Origin of the sequence: Micromonospora hortensis (genome assembly GCF_022230935.1) — a bacterium.
In the GTDB taxonomy this organism is placed as follows: domain Bacteria; phylum Actinomycetota; class Actinomycetes; order Mycobacteriales; family Micromonosporaceae; genus Micromonospora; species Micromonospora hortensis.
Genome location: NZ_JAKKFE010000012.1, coordinates 651,423 through 670,924, shown reverse-complemented (window position 1 = coordinate 670,924; position 19,502 = coordinate 651,423). Strand labels below are relative to the sequence as shown.

The window sequence follows — 19,502 nt, the reverse complement described above, 5'->3', positions numbered from 1 at the left end:
CCACCCCACACTCCGCCCCCCGCGGCCGCCGCCGCCGCAGGGAGCCCCCGTGGGGGCTGTCGCGGGGGGACCCACCAACCCGGCCGTGGGGGGGGGGGCGGGCCGCGGGGCCCCCGGAATGCGGGTCGTGGGAGAGTGCGGGGTTGTCGCCGAATGTCGGTCCCCCCCCCCCTGGGCCCCCGGTGGGGGGGGCGGGGCCACCAGGTTTCCCCCCCCCCCCCCCCCCCCCCCGGGCGGCCCTCGCCGTCGGTGATCAAGAGGTTTGCGTCAGAAGTGGGCCCGCAGTCGACGCAAAGCTCTTGATCAGCGCGGGGAGCGGCGGGCGCGGCGCAGGGGAGTGGGGTGCACCGACCAGAGCAGGCGACGCCACCAGGGGCGGGCCGAGCGCAGGGTGGCCACGTAGGCGGTGGCGACCTCGGCGGCGCGAGCCGCCTGCTCGGGTGTGGCGGCGCCGGGGGCGAAGCCCACCTGATTGAGCAGGGCCGCCAACTCGTCGACGGCCGGGCTGGACGCGTCTGCCGCCGCCGTGCCGCCGGTGGGCGCGACGGGCTCCGGGTCGGCGGTCGGGTCGTTGCCGGACCTGCCCGCGCGGGCGTCGGCGAGGGTCTGGCGGGCGTGCCCGGCGATCTCGGTGGCGGCCAGGTCGTCCCCGACCGGTCTCCCGGCCAGCCGGAGCGCGTCGGTGACCTCCCGCCAGGCGCCGGCAATGCGCTGGCCGGGGTCGCCCCGCACGAGCCGGCTGCGGGTCAGCGAGCGGCGCATCGCCAGCAGGGTGAGCAGGAGTGCGCCCACCACCAGCAGCAGGCCGCCGCTGCCGCCGGCGACCAGCACCGGTGTGGAGACCCCGTCCGGGCCGGGTGGGGCGTCGGCGGCGGTCGCCGGTTCCGGTGAGGCGCTGGGCTCGGCGGTCGGTGCCGGCGCCTCCGACGGCGGTGGGTCCTCCGGCGTCGGGCGGAAATCCTCCTCCACCGGTCTCGGCTCGTCGTTGGGGCGGGGCAGCGGGTCGAACGCCACCCAGCCCAGCCCGTCGAAGAGCACCTCCGGCCAGGCGTGCGCGTCACCGGCCAGCACCGGCCCCTGCCCGCTGGTCCGGAAGCCCACCACCACCCGTGTCGGTAGCCCGGAGAGCCGGCCGAGGACCGCGAAGGCCGCCGCGAACTGCTCCGAGGTGCCCTCCTGCCCGCCGCCGTCGCGGGGTCCGAACAGGAAGAAACCCAGATTCGGGTACGCGTGCCCGCTCGGGGCGTCCGCAGCCACCCGGTAGTGCTCGGCCAGGAACTGCTCGATCGCCGACGCCCGCGCGTACGGAGCGCCGTTCTCCTCGGCGAGCTGGGTGGCCAGCCGGCGCATCGGATCGGGCACCCCGTCCGCGACCCGCAGCACCCGGGCCACCTCGTCGCCGGCGGGCACGTTCGCGCTGGCCAACAGGTTCTGATCGGGGCGTTCCTCGGCGGAGGTCACCGTGTACCGCAGCCCCGGCGTCAGCCCCTCCGGCCGGATCAGCGTCCCGCTTGCCGGGTCGTACGCCACCCGCGCCCCACTGACCTCCCGGGGCGTCGCCACGGCGGGTAGCAGCCGGCCGCTCAACTCGGCCACGCTGATCTGCTGGCGGACCGTCTGTACTGTGCTGTCCCGGGCCGCGGTCGCGGCCGGCAGGATCCGCCCGGCGTTGCGGTACGTCGCGCCGACGCGCCAGGTCACCCCGTCGTAGTCGCTGAGCACCGCCAAGCGGATCCGCACACCGCGCGTGGTGTCCGCCGCCGGGTCAGCCTCGGGCGGGGCGTCGGCGGGCGGTGCGTCGGGGCGTTGCGTGCTCACGTCGAGGAGCTTCTGCTCCGGGTGTAGCGCCCAGCCGGAGATCCGGATCAACGGGTTCTCGTCGAGCGTCTGCACCTGCGGCGGCTCCACGTACCGGCGTGGGTCCACCGGTCGGCCGTCGACCTGCTGCGCGACGACCGGGCCGAGCAACGCGACGAGGCCGACCACCACCGCCACCCCGAGCGCCGCGCTGGTGGCCAGGCGCAGTCGCACCGCCGCGCGTACCCGGGGGGTCAGCTCGGCGGTCGGATCGCCGCCGCCGGGCGCGGTGCGGGTGGGGGTGGCCAGGCCGAGGGCCGCGACCGCGACGAACACCAGCGTCGACCCCAGCGCCGGTTCGGCGTTCGGGCCGACCACGTAGAGGGCGGCGGCGTAGAGCCCCGCCGCCGGCAGGTAACCCAACAGCACCCGACCGGTGCGCAGCGCGACCTCCGCGCCGGTCAGCCCGGCCAGCCACGCCGCGACGACCGGCACCAGCACCGTGTCCGGGGTGGGCTCCACCGGGATCATCGCGGTGAGCAGCCGGGGAATGCCGTTGCGGGCGGCGTCCGCGGTGACCTCCAGCAGGCCGCCCGGCAACTCGGCGCGGGTGGCGGCCAGCCGCAGCGACCACAGTGTCCAGCCGGCCATCGCGGCCACCGACACCGGCGCCACCAGCCAGGACGGCAGCCGCCGGGCGGCCACGCTCACCAGCACCGAACCCGCCGCCGCGCCGACGACCAGCAAGGTCAGCAGGCCACCGGCGTACACCCGGCCGAGCACCACCCCGGCGAGCGCCGTCAGCCCGATCAGCGCCAGCGGCAGTACCGCCGCCCGCAGCACCCGCACGGCGACCGTCACCACCGGCGTACCCCGTCCCACTCGGCGGCGAACTGCGCGCCGTCGGCCGCGTCGACGACCACCAGGCCGGCGGTGCCCGGCGGCGTCGGCTCGGCCGCGCCGAACACAGCGACCAGCACCGACGGGTACGCCCCGCGCAGCGCCCCGACGTGCCCCAGCTCGTCGCGGCCACCCGGGCCGGTCAGGAAGATCAACGTGTCGCCGAGTCGGTCCTGCCGCAGCCGGGTGGTGGCCGCCCGCACCGCGTCACCGTCGTCGGACAGGTCGGCGGCGGCGAGCCGGTCCAGCGGCCCGAGAGGACCGTCGGCCTCGCCGTCGGGGCCCGTGACCTCGGCCGGCTGCGCCGGCTTAGTCGGCTCCGCCGGTTCCGTGGCGGCCACCAGCAACAGCACCGGCAGGTCGGCGCGGTGCGCGGCGGTGACGACCGACGCCGCCGCCTCGCAGGCCGACTCGAACGACTCCGCCACCCCGCCGACCCGCTGCGGGTGCGCGGCGGCACGGTTGTCCAGCAGGACGACCAGGCGCGGCAGGCTGGTGTCCACGTTCTCCCGCACCATCAGCTCACCCACCCGGGCGCTGGTGCGCCAGTGCACCCGGCGCAGCTCGTCGCCGACCACGTACTCCCGCAGCGAGTCGAACGTGATCGACCCGTGCGGGACCCCGTCCACCCGGCCGTCGAGGCTGCGCCCCGCGCCTCGGGGCACCGCCGTCAGCGGATGGATCCGGGGGTGCACCCAGACCGGCACCGCCGCGCCGTACGGGCGGGCCAGCGCCACCAACCCCAGCGGGTCGCGCCGGGTCACCCGCAGCGGACCCACCGGCACCACCCCACGACGGTCGGTCGGCACGTCGTAGCGGACCTCGGTGTCCCGGCCGGGCCGTAGGCGCAACACCGGCACCGGCACGGTCCGCTGCCCGCACCGGTCCTCGGCCAGCAGGTTCGCCGAGCGCAGCCGCCCGGTGTTGCGCACCGTCAACGTCATGCTCGCCGGCTCACCGCGCGCCACCCGGTCCGGGTCCGCGCGGCGGGTCACCGTCAGCCGAGGCCGCCAGGCCGCGACCAGCGCGGCGTAGCCGACGGCCGCGCCGGCCGCCGCGCCGAGCAACGTCAACTCGGGGTACGCGAACCGGAAACCCACCCCCAGCAGCACCACGGCGGCGACGAGCAGCCCGACCCCACGGGCGGTGATCCCCATCGCGCTGCTGCCGGTCAGCCCTGCACCGGAGCGGGTTGCCCCGACGGCAGCGGCACCGGCACCGAGGCGACGGCCTGACGCAGCACCTCCGCAGGGGTCATCCCGCGCACCTGGGCGTCCGGGGTGAGCAGCAGCCGGTGCGCGAACACCGCCTCGACGAGCGCCTTCAGATCCTCCGGCATGATCCAGCCCCGCCCGTCGATCAGCGCGTACGCGCACGCCGCGCGGGTCAACGCGATAACGCCCCGGGGGCTGACCCCGACGCGTACCTGGGGGTGGGTGCGGGTGGCCGCTGCCAACCGGACCGCGTACGCGTAGAGCGGCTCGGCGATGTGCACCCGGCGGGCCATCCGGACCATCTCGCCGACGGTGGCGGTGTCGGTGACCGGGGCGAGCGCCTCGGGGGACCGCACCGTCGCGCCGCGCAGCACCTCGACCTCGACTGCCTCGTCCGGGTACCCGACGGAGAGCTTCACCAGGAACCGGTCCAACTGCGCCTCGGGCAGCCGGTAGGTGCCATCCATCTCCACCGGGTTCTGCGTGGCGACCACCAGGAACGGCGACGGCACCGGGTGCCGGACTCCGTCCACAGTGACAGTGCGCTCCTCCATCACCTCCAGCAGCGCCGACTGGGTCTTCGGCGACGCCCGGTTGATCTCGTCGGCGATGACGATGTTGGCGAAGACCGGCCCCGGATGGAACTCGAAGTCCCGCGTCGCCTGGTTGAAGATCGTCACGCCGGACACGTCCGAGGGGAGCAGGTCGGGTGTGAACTGGATGCGCCGCCACTCACCCTTGACAGTGGCGGCGATGGCCCGGGCCAGGGTCGTCTTACCGACCCCGGGCACGTCCTCCAACAGCACGTGACCCTGGGCGAAGAGCGCGGTCAGCGCCAGCCGCACCACCTGCGGCTTGCCGAGCACCACCGCGTTGACGTTCTCGGCCAGCCGGGCGGCCAGGGCGGCGAAGCCCTGCACCTCCGGCTGGGTGAGCGGCTCGTGGGTGTTCACGGTCGGTGGTGCTCCTCGCCTGGTGTCCTCAGCAGGTGGGCAGGACGTTGATGGTGTCGCCGCCCTCCAGGTTGAGCCAGGCCCAGGGGATGTAGTTCTTCTTCCCCCCGTAGTTGACCTGCACCCACCAGGTGCTGCGCTTCTCGTTGTTGTAGATGTAGGCGTACACCTCTTCGCCCGACTTCTTGCAGTACGCCTGTAGCCGGCTGCCGGGCTTCGCCCAACCCACCTGCTTGTCGTTGTCCTGTCGGGCTACCGAGAAGATCTCGTTGCCGTTGCGGCCATCCCGGTCCCGGTCACAGTAGGTCGACTCGGGCCCGGACGCGCCGTTGCGGCAGGTCGCGATCCCGTACTGCGCCTGGGTTGCCTGCGCCTTCTTGGCGGTGCCCTTGCCGGCGGCGTTGCTCGCCGTCACCGTGAACGTGTAGTTGGTGCCCGGCGTCAGGCCCGTCATCGTGATGCTGGAGCACGCCCCGGCCTTCGCCGGCTCGCCCGTCGTGGTCAGCGTGCAGGTGGCCTGACCGCCACCGGCGTCCACTGTGAACGTGACAGTCGCCCCGGTGGCCGTCGACGACGAGCCGGTCACCGTGACCCGTGGCTCGGCCACAGTGCGGGCGGTGGCGGTGGCCTCCGGGCCCGGCCCCGCCTCGTTGACCGCCTTCACCTTCACCGTGACGTTCTGGCCGTTGCCCAGCCCGCTGACTGTCGTGCGGGTGTCGGTCACCTCGCTGACCCGCCCACCGACGTCCACCAGGTACTTCGTCACCGGCCGACCGTTGGCCTCGGCCGGCGCCCACTGCACCGTCACCGCGCCCGGCTGGTTGGCGACGGTCCCGGCGCGCAGGTTGAGCGGCCGACCGGGCGCCGCGAAGGGCACCACGGTGTTGCTGACCGGGGACGCCGCCGACCCGGCGCCCTTGCTGTTGACCGCCACCACCGTGAACGCGTACTGGGTGCCGAACTCCAACTCACCGGCGGGCACCACCAGCTCCGTCTTCGTCGACTCGCCGGCCGGAGCGTTCGTCCCTGCCGAACTGGCCGTCACCGCGTACCTCGCGATGGTGTTGCCCTGCCCGTTCGCCGCCGGCCACTTGACCAGCACCGTACCGTCCGGCCGCTCTTGGGCGGTGACGCTCGCGGGTGGGTCGGGCACCGCCGCGGTCGGCGTCACCGGGTTGCTGTTGCGCGGCGGGCCGTCGCCCTTGGCGTTGACGGCGTGCACAGCGAACCGGTACGTCTCACCGTTGGTCAAACCCTTGACCTCCACCGCACGCTGGTTCGCGCCCACCTGCACACGTTGGCCGGCACCCTCCACCACGTACTTGATGATCTCGGCCCCGTTGGCGGCGGCCGGGCGCCAACTCACCCGCGCCTGGGCGTTGCCGGCGGCTGCGGTGACGCTGCGCGGCGCGCTCGGCTTACCCACCCGCGGCTTCTTCGGCGGGGGCGGCGGCGGGGGAACCGGCGGCGGGTCGCCACCGAGCACGTCGTTGGCGTACTTGTTGACCTCGCGCACCTGATGCTTGTCGTCCACCACCCGGGCGGTCGCCGAGTCGGGGGAGTTGATGAACAGGTGGTTCTCCCGGACCTCCAGCTCCAGCGGCCCGTTGGCCCGCCCGCGAATGGTCTCGACAAGCTGACCCGCCGCGTCGAAGGAGTAGATGGTGCCGGTGGCCTCGTCGGCGCAGTAGAACCGGTTCGCCCAGGCCACCGCCGGGCTGAGCCGATCCCCCTCACCCGGCACGGTGAACCCGCTCTCCTGCCCACCGTCACCCACCAACAGCACCCGCCGGTCGGCGGTCACCGTGACCGGCACCCGTGGGCCGCTGGTGCGCGCGGGCAGCGCCGCCGGACCGGACAGCGTCAGCGGCGTCGGGTGCACCTCACCGTGCTGCACCCGCACCAGCTTCCCGGCCGTCCGGTCGAGCACCGCCACCCCGTCGTCCAGGGTGGAGACCACCAGCTCGTGGCTGGCGTCGGCGACGTCGTACGACTCGACCCGCTGCGGGCTGAGCCCGGCACCCGCGGGCGCTGCCGACGCCGGCGTGGACGGCAGCTTGGCGGCGGTGATCGCCGAGACCGTGCCCTGGCTGGGCACCGCGATCCAGAGTCGACCCTTGCCGTCGAAGGTGCCGCCGGTGATGCCCGGCGGATAGCGCACCGGCTCACCCACCGGGGTCAACGATCGCGGGTCGAGCTGCCGGACGATGCCCTGCACGGCGTCGACGACGAACGCCGCGTCCTCGTGCAGGGCCACACTGACGCCCAGGCCGGGGGTGGTCCGGGTGGTCGCGCTGAGCTGGAGGGTGGCCAGGTCCAGGGAGCTGACCTGCCCGGTCTGCAGGTCCCGCAGGATCAGCAGCCGGTCGGTCTGGGTGATCTGCATCGGGTGCTGCCGGGCCCCGGGGATCTCGGTGCGGGTGTCCACCCGGGCGGTGACCCCGTTGACCCGGGCCAGCTCGCTGCGCGCCGCGCTCCACAGCCAGGAACTCGCGTCGTAGTTGGCCACCGCGTTGTCCGCAGCGCCCAACCCGAGGACGGTCAGCCCCATGGCGGCCAACAGCGCGGCCACCGTGCCGACGGTCACCAGCCCGCCGCGCAGCCGGGACCGGGAGCGGGGGGCCTCGGTCTGTACGGCGTCGTCGATGCTGGCCACAGCCGGCTGCCTCCCCTGAGTCGTGGCAGGTGGCGCGCCTTCCGGCGACCCCTCCCCTGAGCCGGGTGCCATCATATGGCGCTGGTGGTGGCGGGGGAACCCGCACCGTCACCCCTGTGGATACCGAGAGTGTGCGTTGTGGACGTCCAGCTCAGCCCGGTTCGCGCTCGACGCGGCGCGGTTTCGGCTCGACTCAGCGCGGCGACGCCCGGCCGGAAGGCTCCCCGCTCGACGTGGCTTCGCGCTCCCGCGCGGTGCAAACCTGCCCGGAAGTCGCAAAGCTGTCAGTGGAGTAGACAGCCAACACGGTGAAACAGTGATCCACTCGGGAGTTCAACCCGTTGACGGTGTAGCTGGTCCGGCCCGGGTCCACGGTGGCCATCACACCCAGGGCCTGCCCGGCCCTGCCGGCGGCGACCATGAACGGCACCGCGCCGCCGGTCGGGTCCGTCCAGGTCAACGTGATCGTGGCCGAATCGTCGCGCAGCTTCAGGTCGCCCGGCGGCAGCCCGACCGCCGTCGGTGCCGCCCCCGTCGGCGCGGTTCCGGTCGGCGGCGGATCGTCGCGGGACAGCATCACCGCACCCAGGCCCGCCACCGCCACGACGGCCACCCCGGCCGCCACGACCGCGCCGATCAGCGCCGCCCGGTTGCGGCCCGTCGACCCACCGTCATCGGCGTACGCCGGCCGGTACGCGTCCGGCACCGGGTGGTACTGCTGGCCCGGGTACGGCGCCTGGTGCTGACCCTGGGTCGGGTACGACGTCTGGGGCGCCGGGGTTGGGTACAGCGTCTGGGCCGGCTGGTGGTGGTACTGCTGGACCGGTGGCGGCGCGGCTGGCGGCGCCAGCGCCGGGTCGGCGCCGACGCGCGGGGGCCAGGCTGGCTGCGCAGCGGGGCTCGGCTGCGCGTCAACGGGGCCCGCCTCGGCGATGCTCGCGTTCGCCTGGGCAGCCGTGAGGTGCGTTTGTGCGGCGGTGGGGTTCGTCTGCGCGGCGGTGGGGTTGGTCTGCGAGGCGGCGGGCCAGCCCAGGCTGGTCTGGACCTCGGCCGGGCCGCCCTGCGCCGGTACGGACGGCAACACCACTGTCTGGTCGGACAGCGCGCCAGGAGCCCGCTGAGTCGGCACTACCGGGGCGTCGAGGATGCCCAAGCCAGAGTCACCCATCGTGCCGGTACCGCCCACGTCCATCGTGGTGTGCCCAGCCGCCGGGGCCTGCTCGGTGGTGGCGGCCTGGGCAGCCGTAGTGGTCTGGGTGGGGGAGTCGGCACCTGGAGTGGGCAGCGGCTGCGGTGGGGCGCTGCTGCTCCAGGGCGGTGCGGTCAACCCCCAGGGCGGCAGGGGTGGTGCGCTCACCGGAGGCGCGGAGACGGGTGCTCCGTAGGGCGGCCCGGAGACGGGCGGCCCGAAACCAGGCGGCGCGGACACCGGGTAGGTGTGCCCGGGTGGTGCGGAGACGGGTTGGCCGTAGCCGGGTGGTCCGGAGACCGGGTACGGCTGGGCCGGTGGTCCGGAGACCGGGTACGGCTGGCTGGGGGGCGCGGAGATCGGAGGCGGGGTCATCGGCGGGGCGCTGATGGGCTGGGCCGGTGGCCCGCTCACCGGGTACGCCGGCCCGGGGTGGCCAACGGCCGAGGAGGGTCGGCCCGATGATGTCGCCTCGACGCCGGACACGTTGTGCGATTCACTTGGCGCGGTTGGCCGGTCGGCGGCTCGGGCGGCCTCCTCGGCGAGTAGCGGCTCGATCTGCCGTACCCGGATGGTGGGGTCGTCCCAGCGAGGTGCCACCACCGCCGGTGTCGCCGGCGGGGCGGTCGACGCCGGGGCGGTCGGTGTCGACGGTGGAGGCGGCACGTCGACCACCGGCGGGGTGGCGTGACCACCAACCCGCTGACGTGGTGCCACGGTCGGCCCGGACGGCGGTCGGTCTGGTGACCGCTGCCCGGCCGTCGTCGGCGGGTCTTCAGCCCTCGGCCGGGGCATCGGCCGAGGCGGTCCAGACGCTGGCTCGTCGAGGCGTTGACGGGGTGGCATCGCAATCGCCGGCCGTGGCGCGTCGGCGCGCGGGCGGGGCGCCGTCGCAGGTCGGGGTGCTGCCGTCAGTGGGTCGGGCGGCGCTGGCGCGATCGAGGAAGCTGCCGGCTGAACGGGCGTCGCCCGAGGGGCTGGGACCGGTGCCGGCGTGACGTCGCGGGGTGGCGTGGGTGTGGCTGGCGCGCGTACCGCTGGAGAAGTTTGTGGAGACGCGGCCGGCGGTTGCGGCGCCCAGGGCGAGACGGCGGGCGGCGGGCCACCGGCGGAGGGCCGCATCGCCGCGAGGGTCGCCAGCGACAGGGTCGGGCCGGCAAGCGCCGACCGGGTGCCCGGCTCGGCCACCGGGTCGACCGGGGCCGGACCGGGCGTCGGCGTGGGGTGCTGCTCGCCCGGCGTCGACGGAGGTGGGCCGAGGTAGTCGCGGGCTGCGCGTACCGCCGGGTGGTTCTCCCCCAGTGCGGCGGGCCCGGCGGTGGCGACGCGGGTGTAGTTGCGGCGGGCCTCGTGCCGGTTGCCGAGCTCCTCCGCCACCTCGGCGAGCTCGAAGGCGAGCGCGAGCATCAGCGGATCGGAGTGCTCCCAGCGGCGCTCGCCCGCCGCGAACGCCTCCTCCAACACCCGGCGGGCGGCGAGCGGGTCGTCCCCCTCCCGGTGCAGCCGTGCCAGCAGGTGCGCGGTGTGCAGCACCTCGGGATGGTCGTCACCGTACGGCGGGGGAGCGGATTCGACGGCCTCCGCGAGCAGTTGCCGGGCGGCGCTGAGGTCGCCCGCGGCGCGCAGGGCGAGGGCTCGGTGCTGGGTGGCTGCCAGGGGGGAGGGATGGGACACGTGGCAATGCTGCCGTCAGAGGGCCGCCGGACGCTACCCGGACACGCTCCGACAGCGTGTCGGTGCGGGTGTTTTGAGACGGCTTGAGCAGTGGCGGAAGCGACGGGGGAGAGGCGCCGGAAGGCGATGTGCATGATCCACGAGCGGCGTGTACAGTAACTCCCCGTGCGGCCCGCTGTGCTGGCTACCGGATGGAAGATCATCTGGTCGGCGAGGTAGGCTGAACGAGTAGGTCCGGGTGGCGGAATGGCAGACGCGCTAGCTTGAGGTGCTAGTACCCGTATAGGGTGTGGGGGTTCAAGTCCCCCCTCGGACACAAAATCTCAGCATCCATGCTGTGTATCGCGTACTGGTGGTCGAGCGCGCTTGACCACGCAAATCTGATCTCAGCGACGCCCTCGACCGAGCCTGTCTCGATCGGGGGCGATTGTCGTGGCTGAGCGTTCTGTGGCTCCCGTTATTCCGCCCGTGCTGCTGTCGGACCGACAGCAGCACGGGCAGCGTCAGTCGCGTGGCGGCACGATGCTGTACGGCTGTGTCACTGGGAGGCAGCGGGCCGAGCGTTCCATGGCCGCGAGATGCGTTGGCGATGACGGCTGCGCGTTTCGCATCAACGAGCGGTTCGCCGACCGAACGTTCGACGGTTACCGGACGATGTTGGCCGCAGGCGCTGGTGGGAACGGTTGACGCAGCGTCGGGCCAATGGCCGTGACCAGCGCTCGGCAATGGGATGTGGTGCTCGGTGAGGGCCGTGCAATAACCTTCGTCCCGCGGACCGCGTCGAGCTGACGCACTCGACGACAAACGTCGCGCCCTGCCGGGTGGCGCGGCACGCCGGCTTCACCGCCGCCGCGGGTACGAACCGCAGCGAGGCCCGTCATGCGGACGGCTCGCACGACATGTACCTACTTGCCCGCACCGCCAGCGTCGGCTGATGGCTGACAGCTCATCAAGCGCGGCGAGTCAGGCGCGGCGGATCGGCTCCCGCTGCCACCAGGTGAGACACCGCCAGAGCCATTCGAGCGGGCCGTACCGGAAGGACCGCGGCCAGAGCACGCTGAAAATCGCCTGCACGACCCCGATCGCCAAGCCCAGTCCGACCACAGCGCCGTAGGAGGATCGGGAGCCGATGTCGAGCAGCGCATCACCGGTCACGATCAGGAACGACGCGGCGACGTAGTTGGTGAGCGCCACCCGACCGAGCGGCGATAGCAGCGCGCCGAGCGGGCGTCGCAGGGCGGTTCGCATCAGCAGCAGGAACCCGACGGTGAAGAGGAAGGCGAAGGCGAGCCCGGCCGGCAGGATCCGGTAGTTGGCGGTTGGGCCGACTCCAGCCCGGAACTGCAACCACCCAGTCACCGCGGCGACCGGCACCGCGACGGCGAGTGCGACCGCGAGTTGCCGGCCCCGCGACGGCAGCGTGTCCGGGATGTCGTACTCCGCGATTGCCAGGCCGAGCAGGAAGAGGCCCGGGATGATGAAGAGACCGTTGAATGTCAGCGCGGCGGCGAGGGTCAACACGATGCCCAGCCCGAGCGCCCAGCGGCGGGACAGGTACGACGCCGGCAGGAGCACGACCAGCCCGAACACGGCGTAGAACTTCAGCACTTCGCCGGGCTGGATCAGGGTGTGCAGCGCGCCGAAGAGGCCCAGCCAGAGCAGCCGGCGCAGCAGCACCAGCCGGGGGCGATCGGTGCGTCGAGCCGCCGTACGCAGGAAAAGCGAGAAGCTGATCCCGAAGAGCAGCGAGAAGATCGGGAAAGGCCGTTGTACGAAGAGCAGCTCCCAGACGTACGCGCCGAGGTGCTCACCGGCCGGTCCGGAAACCCGGGTCAGGTGGGTCATCTGGACGATGTTGAACATGACGATGCCGAGGAGCGCGAGCCCACGCAGCGCGTCAAGTTCGTCGATGCGGTGGGGCCCAGCCGGTTGCGCCACGGGATCGGTCGAGTGTGCCATCCGGCAATGCCACCGCAGTCGTACCCGGTCGGGACAGGCCCGGAGGTCGCCTCCGCAACCTTCCTTCGTCGCGTTCTCCGGTCCCTTCGTTGGTACTCATGCCGCTCGCCGCGCCGATCCGGGCCAGCCCGGCTAACCTGCAACGCATGAGCGCGGTGGACCGCCGAAAGGTGCCGCCACTCGCCGTCGACGTGCTGCTGGTCGTCCTCGCGGCGGCGGCCGGCGTGGCCCGTGAGGTCGCTTTCCCGAGCGCCGGTACGAGGCATCTCCCGGCCCCGGTCTGGGTCTGCGCGGCGGCGCAGGTCGGCGCGGCGGCCACCCTGCTGCTGCGCCGACGCCGGCCGTACTCGATGGCCCTGGTTATTGCCGGCGTCAGCCTGCTGGTGCCAGCGTCGGCGGTCTTCCTCGCGCCGTACGCGCTGATCGTCTACGGACGCGACCGTCGGCGGTCCTGGGCGGTGATCGCGGTGCTCGGGGTGTGCTGGCTGCTCGGCGCGCGGCTCTGGACGGTTGACGACCCGTTCAGCGGGCCCGGACTGCTGGCCATCTCGGCCCTGCTCGGCCTCTACGTGAGTGCCCGCCGCCGGCTCGTCGCGGAGCTGCTCGACCGCGCCGAACGCGCCGAGCGGGAGCGGCTGCTCCTTGCCGAGCAGGCCCGTAGCGACGAGCGGCTCCGGATCGCCGGCGAGATGCACGACGTGGTGACCCACCGGATCAACCTGATGGTGCTGCACGCGGGGGCGCTGGGCACCAGCGCGACGGATCCCGCTGTTCGCAGCGCCGCCGAAGAGCTGCGGACGACGGGCTGCCAGGCGCTGGCCGAGCTGCGCGACCTGGTCGGTGTGCTGAGGCATGGCGACTCACCGACAACCCGCGTCGCAGCGGAGGACCGGGCTGCGGAGGGCGACCTGAACGATCTCGTGACCGACTCGCGCGCGGTCGGTCTGCCGGTCCGTCTCGACGAGGAGGGTGACCCGTCAGCACTGGCACCGGCCGTGCGGCGCACCCTCTTTCGAGTGGTACAGGAATCCCTGACGAACGTCCACAAGCACGCGCCGGGCTCGCAGGTGACCGTGTTGATCCGCTACCAGCCGGATCTGGTCCGCGCGACCGTGACCAACGACCGGCCCGGCCGTGCCCCCGACCCGGACCTCGCCGCCGCCGGCGGAGGCTCCGGCCTGGCTGGCCTTCGGAGTCGGGTCGACGTGCTGGGCGGCACCCTGGCCGCGGCGGTGACCCCGGAGGGCGGCTTCGCGGTGCGGGCCACCCTGCCCGGGCACGTGCCGACCACCGCCACGCGATGATCCGGATCCTGCTCGTCGACGACGAACGGATGGTCTGCGCCTACCTGCGGACGATTCTCGAAGCAGCCCCGGACGTCGAGGTCGTCGGCGAGGCGTACGACGGCGCAGAGGCCGTGGAGGCGGTTACCCGGTACCGGCCGAACCTGGTCCTGATGGACCTGCGGATGCCGGACGTCGACGGGCTCACCGCCATCGAGCACCTCACCCGGGCCTCGGCGCCGCCGAGGATCGTCGCGCTGACCACGTTCGACCTCGACGAGTACGTGCTTCGGGCGATGCGGGCGGGTGCCGTCGGTTTCCTGCTCAAGTCGACGGCGCCGGAGGATCTCGTCAACTTGGTACGGGTCGCCGCCGCCGGGCACACGGTGCTGTCCCCGACCGCGACCCAGCGGCTGGTGGCGAGCCGGCACGACGGAGAACGGGTCCGCGAACTGGTCGCCACGCTCACAACCCGGGAGGTCGAGGTCCTCGGCTGTCTCGGCGCCGGCCGCTCCAACCAGCAGATCGCCCGACGACTGCACCTCTCCGAGGCGACGGTCAAGGGGTACGTCTCCCGACTGTTGGAGAAGCTCGGCTGCGACAACCGCACCCAGGCGGGCCTGCTGGCGCACCGGGCCGGCATCCCGGCGAACTGAGAGCACCCGGCTCAGTTGGGCAGCATGAACCGCGTCCAGTACCCGCCCACATCTGGCGCACCCAAGACGGGCGGCCGTTCGGCGTACTTGACGAACCTCACGGAAGAGCGGCGAGGACCTCGACCTGTGGTGATGCGGTCAACCGGTGCGGCGTGACCTATCAGTAGAGGTCGAGGTGGTCCGGTGTTGCTGCACCCGGGATGGCTGGTGTCGGCCGGCGTCTCGGTTCGCCTACGGCTACGTCTGCGCGTTTGCCGCAGATCGATGTGAAGCGTTGCGGGGTGAGCTCGCCAGCGTTCGCCGCAGTTCCCTCGTCTGAGGCATCGATCCCACGGGCAGCGCCCTGACCAGGCCCTTCAGCCTGAAGACCTCTTCGGCGAATCTGGCAAGAGCCAGAGGGCCTGATCTGCTGAAACGCGGGTTAGGCGCGCCGGCCCAACGTGAATGCTGTCTGGCTGCCGTTGAGCAGGAAGCTGCGCTATCCACTCTTCTGCCTGCTCGGCGCTGTGGCCGCTACCGATCAGCTATGGGCGGGCTGTCCGTTGTCCTGCGGGCGGCAGGACTGCCGTGCGTGCCTTGACAGGAAGGCGGAGCAGCAGGACAGTCGACATATTCATTGACGTTCATCTTTCTACGGCGAGGTGTGCGATGCGGAAGTCGCTGACTGCTGTGGCCGCCATCGCTGTTGCCATGGTCGCGATGATGGCCGCGATCTCACACGCCAGTGCGGCGAACGCGGCGGCCGGGTGTCGGGTGAACTACGTCGTCACCAGCCAATGGACCGGTGGCTTCCACGCCGACATCGCGGTCACCAACGTGGGTGACCTAGTCAACGGGTGGACGCTGCGGTTCGCGTTCCCTGCAGTCGACCAGCGGCTCACGCAAACCTGGAGCGCCACCTGGGCGCAGGCGGGCCAGCAGGTCAGCGCGACCAATCTGGGCTGGAACGCGACCCTGGGCACCAATGGCTCCGCGAACATCGGTTTCGTTGGCGTCTGGTCGGGCAGCAACCCCATACCGGCGTCGTTCACGCTCAACGGCGTCACGTGCACCGGCGGCGTCCTGCCCAGCGTGACGCCGACCCGGACGGCCACACCGCCGGTCGCTGACTACCCGGCGATCGTCACCTGGCTCAGCCCGACCGCCGGCGCGGTGTACACCACGCCGGGAACCGTCCCGCTGGCGGCGACCGCGACCGTGGGAGGCGGACACAGCATCACCTCGGTGTCGTTCCGGGTGGACGGCGTCACGGTGGCCCGGGGGGTGAGGACGGCCGGTGACCGGTTCGAGGCGCTGTGGACACCACCGATCGGGGAGCCCGGCACCAGCACCACCTTCGTGCTGTACGTCTCGGCCGGCACCGACCAGTCGCTGCCTGGCGCTGCGCCACCGTTGCTGGTCACGGTGGTGACGCCGGCGTCCACCGGCACCAACCACCCGCCGGCGGTGGCGTTGAGCACCCCCGGCGGGCAGACCTACTTCCTCGAGCCGACGACCGTCACGCTGGTCGCCGACGTCGCCGACACCGATCCCGGTGACCTCGTCAGCCGGGTGGAGCTTTACCTCGGCGCAACCCGGCTGGCCGTGACGCCGACCGACAGCGGACAGCGCTACCAGTTCCAGACGGCCCTGTCGGCCGGCACGTCGTCCACCTTCACCGTGCGGGTCCACGATTCCCACGGCGGCCTCGGCATCTCGAACCCGCTGACCTTCACCATCCGTTAGCGCCTCGGCCCGGTGCCGAGCGGGCGATCAATCGTCTCCATCAAACCCGCTTTCGTCGACGAGGCCGCCTAGGAACGTCTCGAGGTCGGGGGCGATGACCGTGATCTGGTAGTTCCACTCCTGGTCGACGTGTACGACTGTCGGCTCGCCGGGGAATCGGTAGTCGAGGGCGATCATGTCGTGGCCCGCTGAGGGGCAGTCTGCGATGTAGAGGCCGATGTCGGGGTAGCCCCACTCCGCTATCCAGAACGCGTTCCCGAGTTCGCCGCACAGGCTGAATGAAGCAGTCCGACCGGTGGCCGCCAGTCTGTACACAGCCACATAGTCTGCGGACCACGAGGTTCGGCTGGGCGAGGGGTGGGCGTCACGGGCCAACACCCCGCCGTTGTGTCGCTGGGCCAGGTCGATGTACGCAGCGGGTAGCTTGCGTCCAAGCTGCGCCTCCACCTCCCGCAGAACCTCGTCTGTGAGCGGGCGACGTCGAAGCGGATCGGCGTCGCCTCGACATGCACCGGGCTCGCCCCGCATGCGCCGGCGCCGAGCATCGCCCAGTCGTCGTGACCGGGATAGGCCGGGTCGCGCCACGTTGCTGGAGCAGCGCCGCAACAGGCGCGCCGCTGCTTGTTGACGACACGGAGACGGCTCACCACGTAGACCACGCATCGGTTGACATGACGGGGCGGTGACATGCCGCGCGCGGGGACCTGAGCGAGAATGGGCCAGTTCGAATTCTGCGCAACCCTGGAAGGACCCTCCCTTGGCTGGTGGACTCGTAGCCCTGCTGGATGACGTGGCGGTGCTGGCCCGTGCCGCTGCCGCGTCGATCGATGACATCGGGGCGGCCGCCGCGAAGGCCGGCGCCAAGGCTGCGGGTGTCGTCGTCGACGATGCTGCCGTCACGCCGCAGTACGTGCGGAGCCTGGCGGCCGAGCGCGAGTTGCCGATTATCAAGCGCATTGCCGTGGGGTCGCTGCGCAACAAGTTCTTCATCATCCTGCCGGCGGTGCTGCTGCTCAGTCAGTTCGTGCCTTGGCTGCTCACTCCGATCCTCATGCTCGGCGGCGCCTACCTCTGTTATGAAGGCGCGGAGAAGGTGTGGGCCAAGGTCGCCCATCACGGTGCCGCCGGCGCGGGCGAGGAGAAGGTGCAGGACGAGACGACACTGGTGTCTGGGGCGGTACGAACCGACCTGATCCTCTCGGCGGAGATCATGGTCATCAGCCTTAACGAGGTGATCGATGAGGCGTTCTGGTCCCGCCTGGCGATCCTGGCTGTCGTCGCCGTCGTCATAACCGTCCTGGTGTACGGCGTGGTGGCCCTGATCGTGAAGATGGACGACGCCGGGCTGCGCCTGTCGCAACGTTCCGGCGCCGTCGCGACGTTCGGCCGCGGTCTGGTGAGGGCGATGCCGGTGGTCCTCACCGTGCTGACGGTAGTCGGCACCGCGGCGATGCTGTGGGTGGGCGGGCACATCCTGCTGCTCGGCACGAACGAGCTGAACCTGCACTTCCTGTACGAGGCCGTGCACCACGTGGAGGTCGCCGCCCACGACGCCACGGGTGTTCTCGGCGGGCTCGTCGGCTGGCTCGTCAACACGGTGGCCAGCGCGATCCTCGGGCTGATCGTCGGAGCGCTGGTCGTGCTCGTCATGACTCTCACGCTCCACCGCCGCACATCCAAGGCTGCGGCTGCGACTGCGGCGGGCACGACTCGTGCTGACGGCACCATCCCCGCACCCCCGAGCCGTGCAGGTCGGCGTCTCGACGCTCCTGCGGACCGAGCGCCGCGCGGTTGACCGCAACATCATCGCAACTCCACCACGCGGTCAGGCGTCCTGGTGCCGAGCCGCGCTCAACCCGGCTGAGCTGCGCGGGTCGTCCCGGGCCGGCCTGCGGCCCTTCGTGCTCTTCCTGGCCGCGGCGTGCTCACCGATGCCGGAGAGAGGAGGGGCCTTGACCTCCGGTGATGGAGGTCGAGCGGTGCGGCGTGACCTCCCAGTAGAGGTCGAAGTGGTCAGGCGTGTCGTTCCGGGATGGCTGGCCTCGGCCGGCGTCTCGGTTCGCCTAAGGCCACGTCTGCAGGCATGCTGCAGATCGATGTGGAGCGTTGCGGGTGAGCTTGCTGGACTCCGCCGCAGTTCCGTCATTCGAGGCGCAGATCCCACCCGCAACGCCCTGAGCGGGCCCTTCAGCCTAGAGACCTCTTCGGCGGACCCGAAGAGGTCGGCCCGTTTGCTCCCGGTCGTCAGTCGAGCGGCGTCCGCTCATGTCGAACTGAGTGGGTGTCACCAAACGATCACTCTGGGCCGGTCTCGTGGCCGAGGTTAAGCCAGAAGCGCAGGCCCGGCTCATGCCATCAATCGAGGCAGTGGACGTGGACGACGATGTGCTGTGGCTGATCGCCCGTGTCCCGGTGTAGGACCTCAAGCTCGATTCGGTGCCGGTCCTCTGAGACGGGGTCGTCCTTGTCGCCGGCCAGGCAGGTTGGATAGGTACCGTCGTTGTGCAGTGTCCCGCTAACGTCCTGCCAGCTTTCGGCGATTACTGAGTAGATCGTGTCGCCATCGAGAGGGCCCTGTAAGGCCCCGTCTTCCTCAAAGGCGATGGACCTGGTCTGGTCGTTCGACCAGGTGACCGTCCCAACGAGCAGCTCCGGCTTGGCGGTGTTCGGATCGTCGGCAAGCTTGGCCGCCCCGAAGCCGCCGACCAGCCCTACGGCGACCAGCGCTAGGGAGAATGCAATCGTTGCGAGGCGACGATTTGGCGGGGTAGCGACCGCAGCTTGCAGCACGTCGGCGGATGCCACTGGCATGCCTGCAAGGTACGCGATCGGCGCCCACAGGGCTGACCCAAAGCGCACTCTCATGCCGCTGGTCGGGCGCCCGCCTCTGCGTCTCGGTCAGGAACGCGCGGCGCTGGCTTTGAGGCTCCGCAGCTGTGCGGCCTTGCGCTCGGCGTCCTGCCGTGAGTATGAGCCGAGCGCTGAGAGAGGCATGGCGTCGTCGCCGAGGTGGAGGACGGGAGCGTAGAGCGGCAAGCCTGCCCGTATGTCGATCTGTTCGCAGTCGACCGACTGGATCGCGCTCCAGGGTGTGACCTGGTCACGGCTGTCGAAGCCGCGGACACGGACACCCTCTCCGCCGATTACCACGCCGAGTCGAAGAGCTCGCCAGATTCCGGCCAGGCCGCTCGTGACGAGGAGGCATCCCAGCACGATGCCGAACGAGTCGCGCTCGGCCAGTACGTCCCCGGAGGTGAAATACGTGACGCCCAGCAGGGTCCATACAGCGAAGATCACGACTAGGACCGGAATCTGGACGCGTGGCCTGATGACCATGCGGTGCATGGCGGAACATGCTACGCAGGCTTGTCCGGCCAATTGGCGTAGTCCAGTCCGGCTGCGGCGTTGGGGACCAACGGATCGTCGTCACGATCGGTGCACGGATCTTCCGCTGACATGGCGCGGCGATCGTGAGCGTGCTGCCCGATCGACCGAT

12 protein-coding genes, 1 tRNA gene and 1 pseudogene are annotated in these 19,502 nt (G+C 71.8%); 5 read left to right on the top strand and 9 right to left on the bottom strand.

From position 1 onward, the window contains the following. Window positions 1–303: 303 nt before the first annotated feature. From NIE111_RS11460 to NIE111_RS32515, 5 genes and pseudogenes are all read right to left on the bottom strand, one after another. On the bottom strand, window positions 304–2,661 hold the full coding sequence (locus NIE111_RS11460; RefSeq protein WP_238684373.1) for a transglutaminase TgpA family protein: 2,358 nt from the start codon (window positions 2,659–2,661) through the stop codon (window positions 304–306). Continuing rightward, window positions 2,655–3,854: a DUF58 domain-containing protein gene (locus NIE111_RS11455; protein WP_238684372.1), complete on the bottom strand. Its 1,200-nt coding sequence runs from the start codon at window positions 3,852–3,854 to the stop codon at window positions 2,655–2,657. The genes NIE111_RS11460 and NIE111_RS11455 overlap by 7 nt, the downstream gene beginning before the upstream one ends. Before the next feature lie 14 nt (window positions 3,855–3,868). Then, the gene (locus NIE111_RS11450; protein ID WP_112583044.1) at window positions 3,869–4,864 is read right to left on the bottom strand and encodes an AAA family ATPase; all 996 of its coding nucleotides are present in this window, start codon (window positions 4,862–4,864) and stop codon (window positions 3,869–3,871) included. 28 nt (window positions 4,865–4,892) lie between these two features. Beyond that, a complete protein-coding gene (locus NIE111_RS11445) occupies window positions 4,893–7,520 on the bottom strand; it encodes a fibronectin type III domain-containing protein (RefSeq protein ID WP_238684371.1) in 2,628 nt (875 codons plus the stop codon). Between the two features lie 2,431 nt (window positions 7,521–9,951). Beyond that, window positions 9,952–10,383, bottom strand: a pseudogene (locus NIE111_RS32515) (tetratricopeptide repeat protein); the annotation flags it as partial. 232 nt (window positions 10,384–10,615) lie between these two features. Here NIE111_RS32515 and NIE111_RS11435 point away from each other — a divergent pair. Then, window positions 10,616–10,699, top strand: a tRNA-Leu gene (locus NIE111_RS11435). A gap of 647 nt (window positions 10,700–11,346) precedes the next feature. On the opposite strand, the gene NIE111_RS11425 is transcribed toward NIE111_RS11435, so the two are convergent. After that, window positions 11,347–12,342, bottom strand: coding sequence for a DUF418 domain-containing protein (locus NIE111_RS11425; protein ID WP_238684369.1), 996 nt, complete (start codon window positions 12,340–12,342; stop codon window positions 11,347–11,349). A 146-nt stretch (window positions 12,343–12,488) separates the two neighbouring features. On the opposite strand from NIE111_RS11425, the gene NIE111_RS11420 reads away from it, so the two are divergent. From NIE111_RS11420 to NIE111_RS11410, 3 genes are all read left to right on the top strand, one after another. Continuing rightward, a complete protein-coding gene (locus NIE111_RS11420) occupies window positions 12,489–13,646 on the top strand; it encodes a sensor histidine kinase (RefSeq protein WP_238684368.1) in 1,158 nt (385 codons plus the stop codon). After that, window positions 13,643–14,281 carry a response regulator gene (locus tag NIE111_RS11415; protein WP_238684367.1) on the top strand — a complete coding sequence of 213 codons (639 nt, stop codon included), beginning with the start codon at window positions 13,643–13,645 and terminating at the stop codon, window positions 14,279–14,281. Before NIE111_RS11420 ends, NIE111_RS11415 begins: the two co-directional genes overlap by 4 nt. Before the next feature lie 648 nt (window positions 14,282–14,929). Further along, on the top strand, window positions 14,930–16,006 hold the full coding sequence (locus NIE111_RS11410) for a cellulose-binding domain-containing protein (protein WP_238684366.1): 1,077 nt from the start codon (window positions 14,930–14,932) through the stop codon (window positions 16,004–16,006). A gap of 27 nt (window positions 16,007–16,033) precedes the next feature. On the opposite strand, the gene NIE111_RS11405 is transcribed toward NIE111_RS11410, so the two are convergent. Then, a complete protein-coding gene (locus NIE111_RS11405; RefSeq protein WP_238684365.1) occupies window positions 16,034–16,534 on the bottom strand; it encodes an SMI1/KNR4 family protein in 501 nt (166 codons plus the stop codon). A 229-nt stretch (window positions 16,535–16,763) separates the two neighbouring features. On the opposite strand from NIE111_RS11405, the gene NIE111_RS11400 reads away from it, so the two are divergent. Next, on the top strand, window positions 16,764–17,801 hold the full coding sequence (locus NIE111_RS11400; RefSeq protein ID WP_238684364.1) for a DUF808 domain-containing protein: 1,038 nt from the start codon (window positions 16,764–16,766) through the stop codon (window positions 17,799–17,801). A gap of 560 nt (window positions 17,802–18,361) precedes the next feature. Here NIE111_RS11400 and NIE111_RS11395 read toward each other — a convergent pair. Further along, window positions 18,362–18,817 carry a hypothetical protein gene (locus tag NIE111_RS11395; RefSeq protein ID WP_238684363.1) on the bottom strand — a complete coding sequence of 152 codons (456 nt, stop codon included), beginning with the start codon at window positions 18,815–18,817 and terminating at the stop codon, window positions 18,362–18,364. 87 nt (window positions 18,818–18,904) lie between these two features. Next, window positions 18,905–19,351 (bottom strand): PH domain-containing protein, encoded by a 447-nt coding sequence (locus tag NIE111_RS11390; RefSeq protein WP_238684362.1) that lies wholly within the window; start codon window positions 19,349–19,351, stop codon window positions 18,905–18,907. Between the last annotated feature and the right edge of the window lie 151 nt (window positions 19,352–19,502).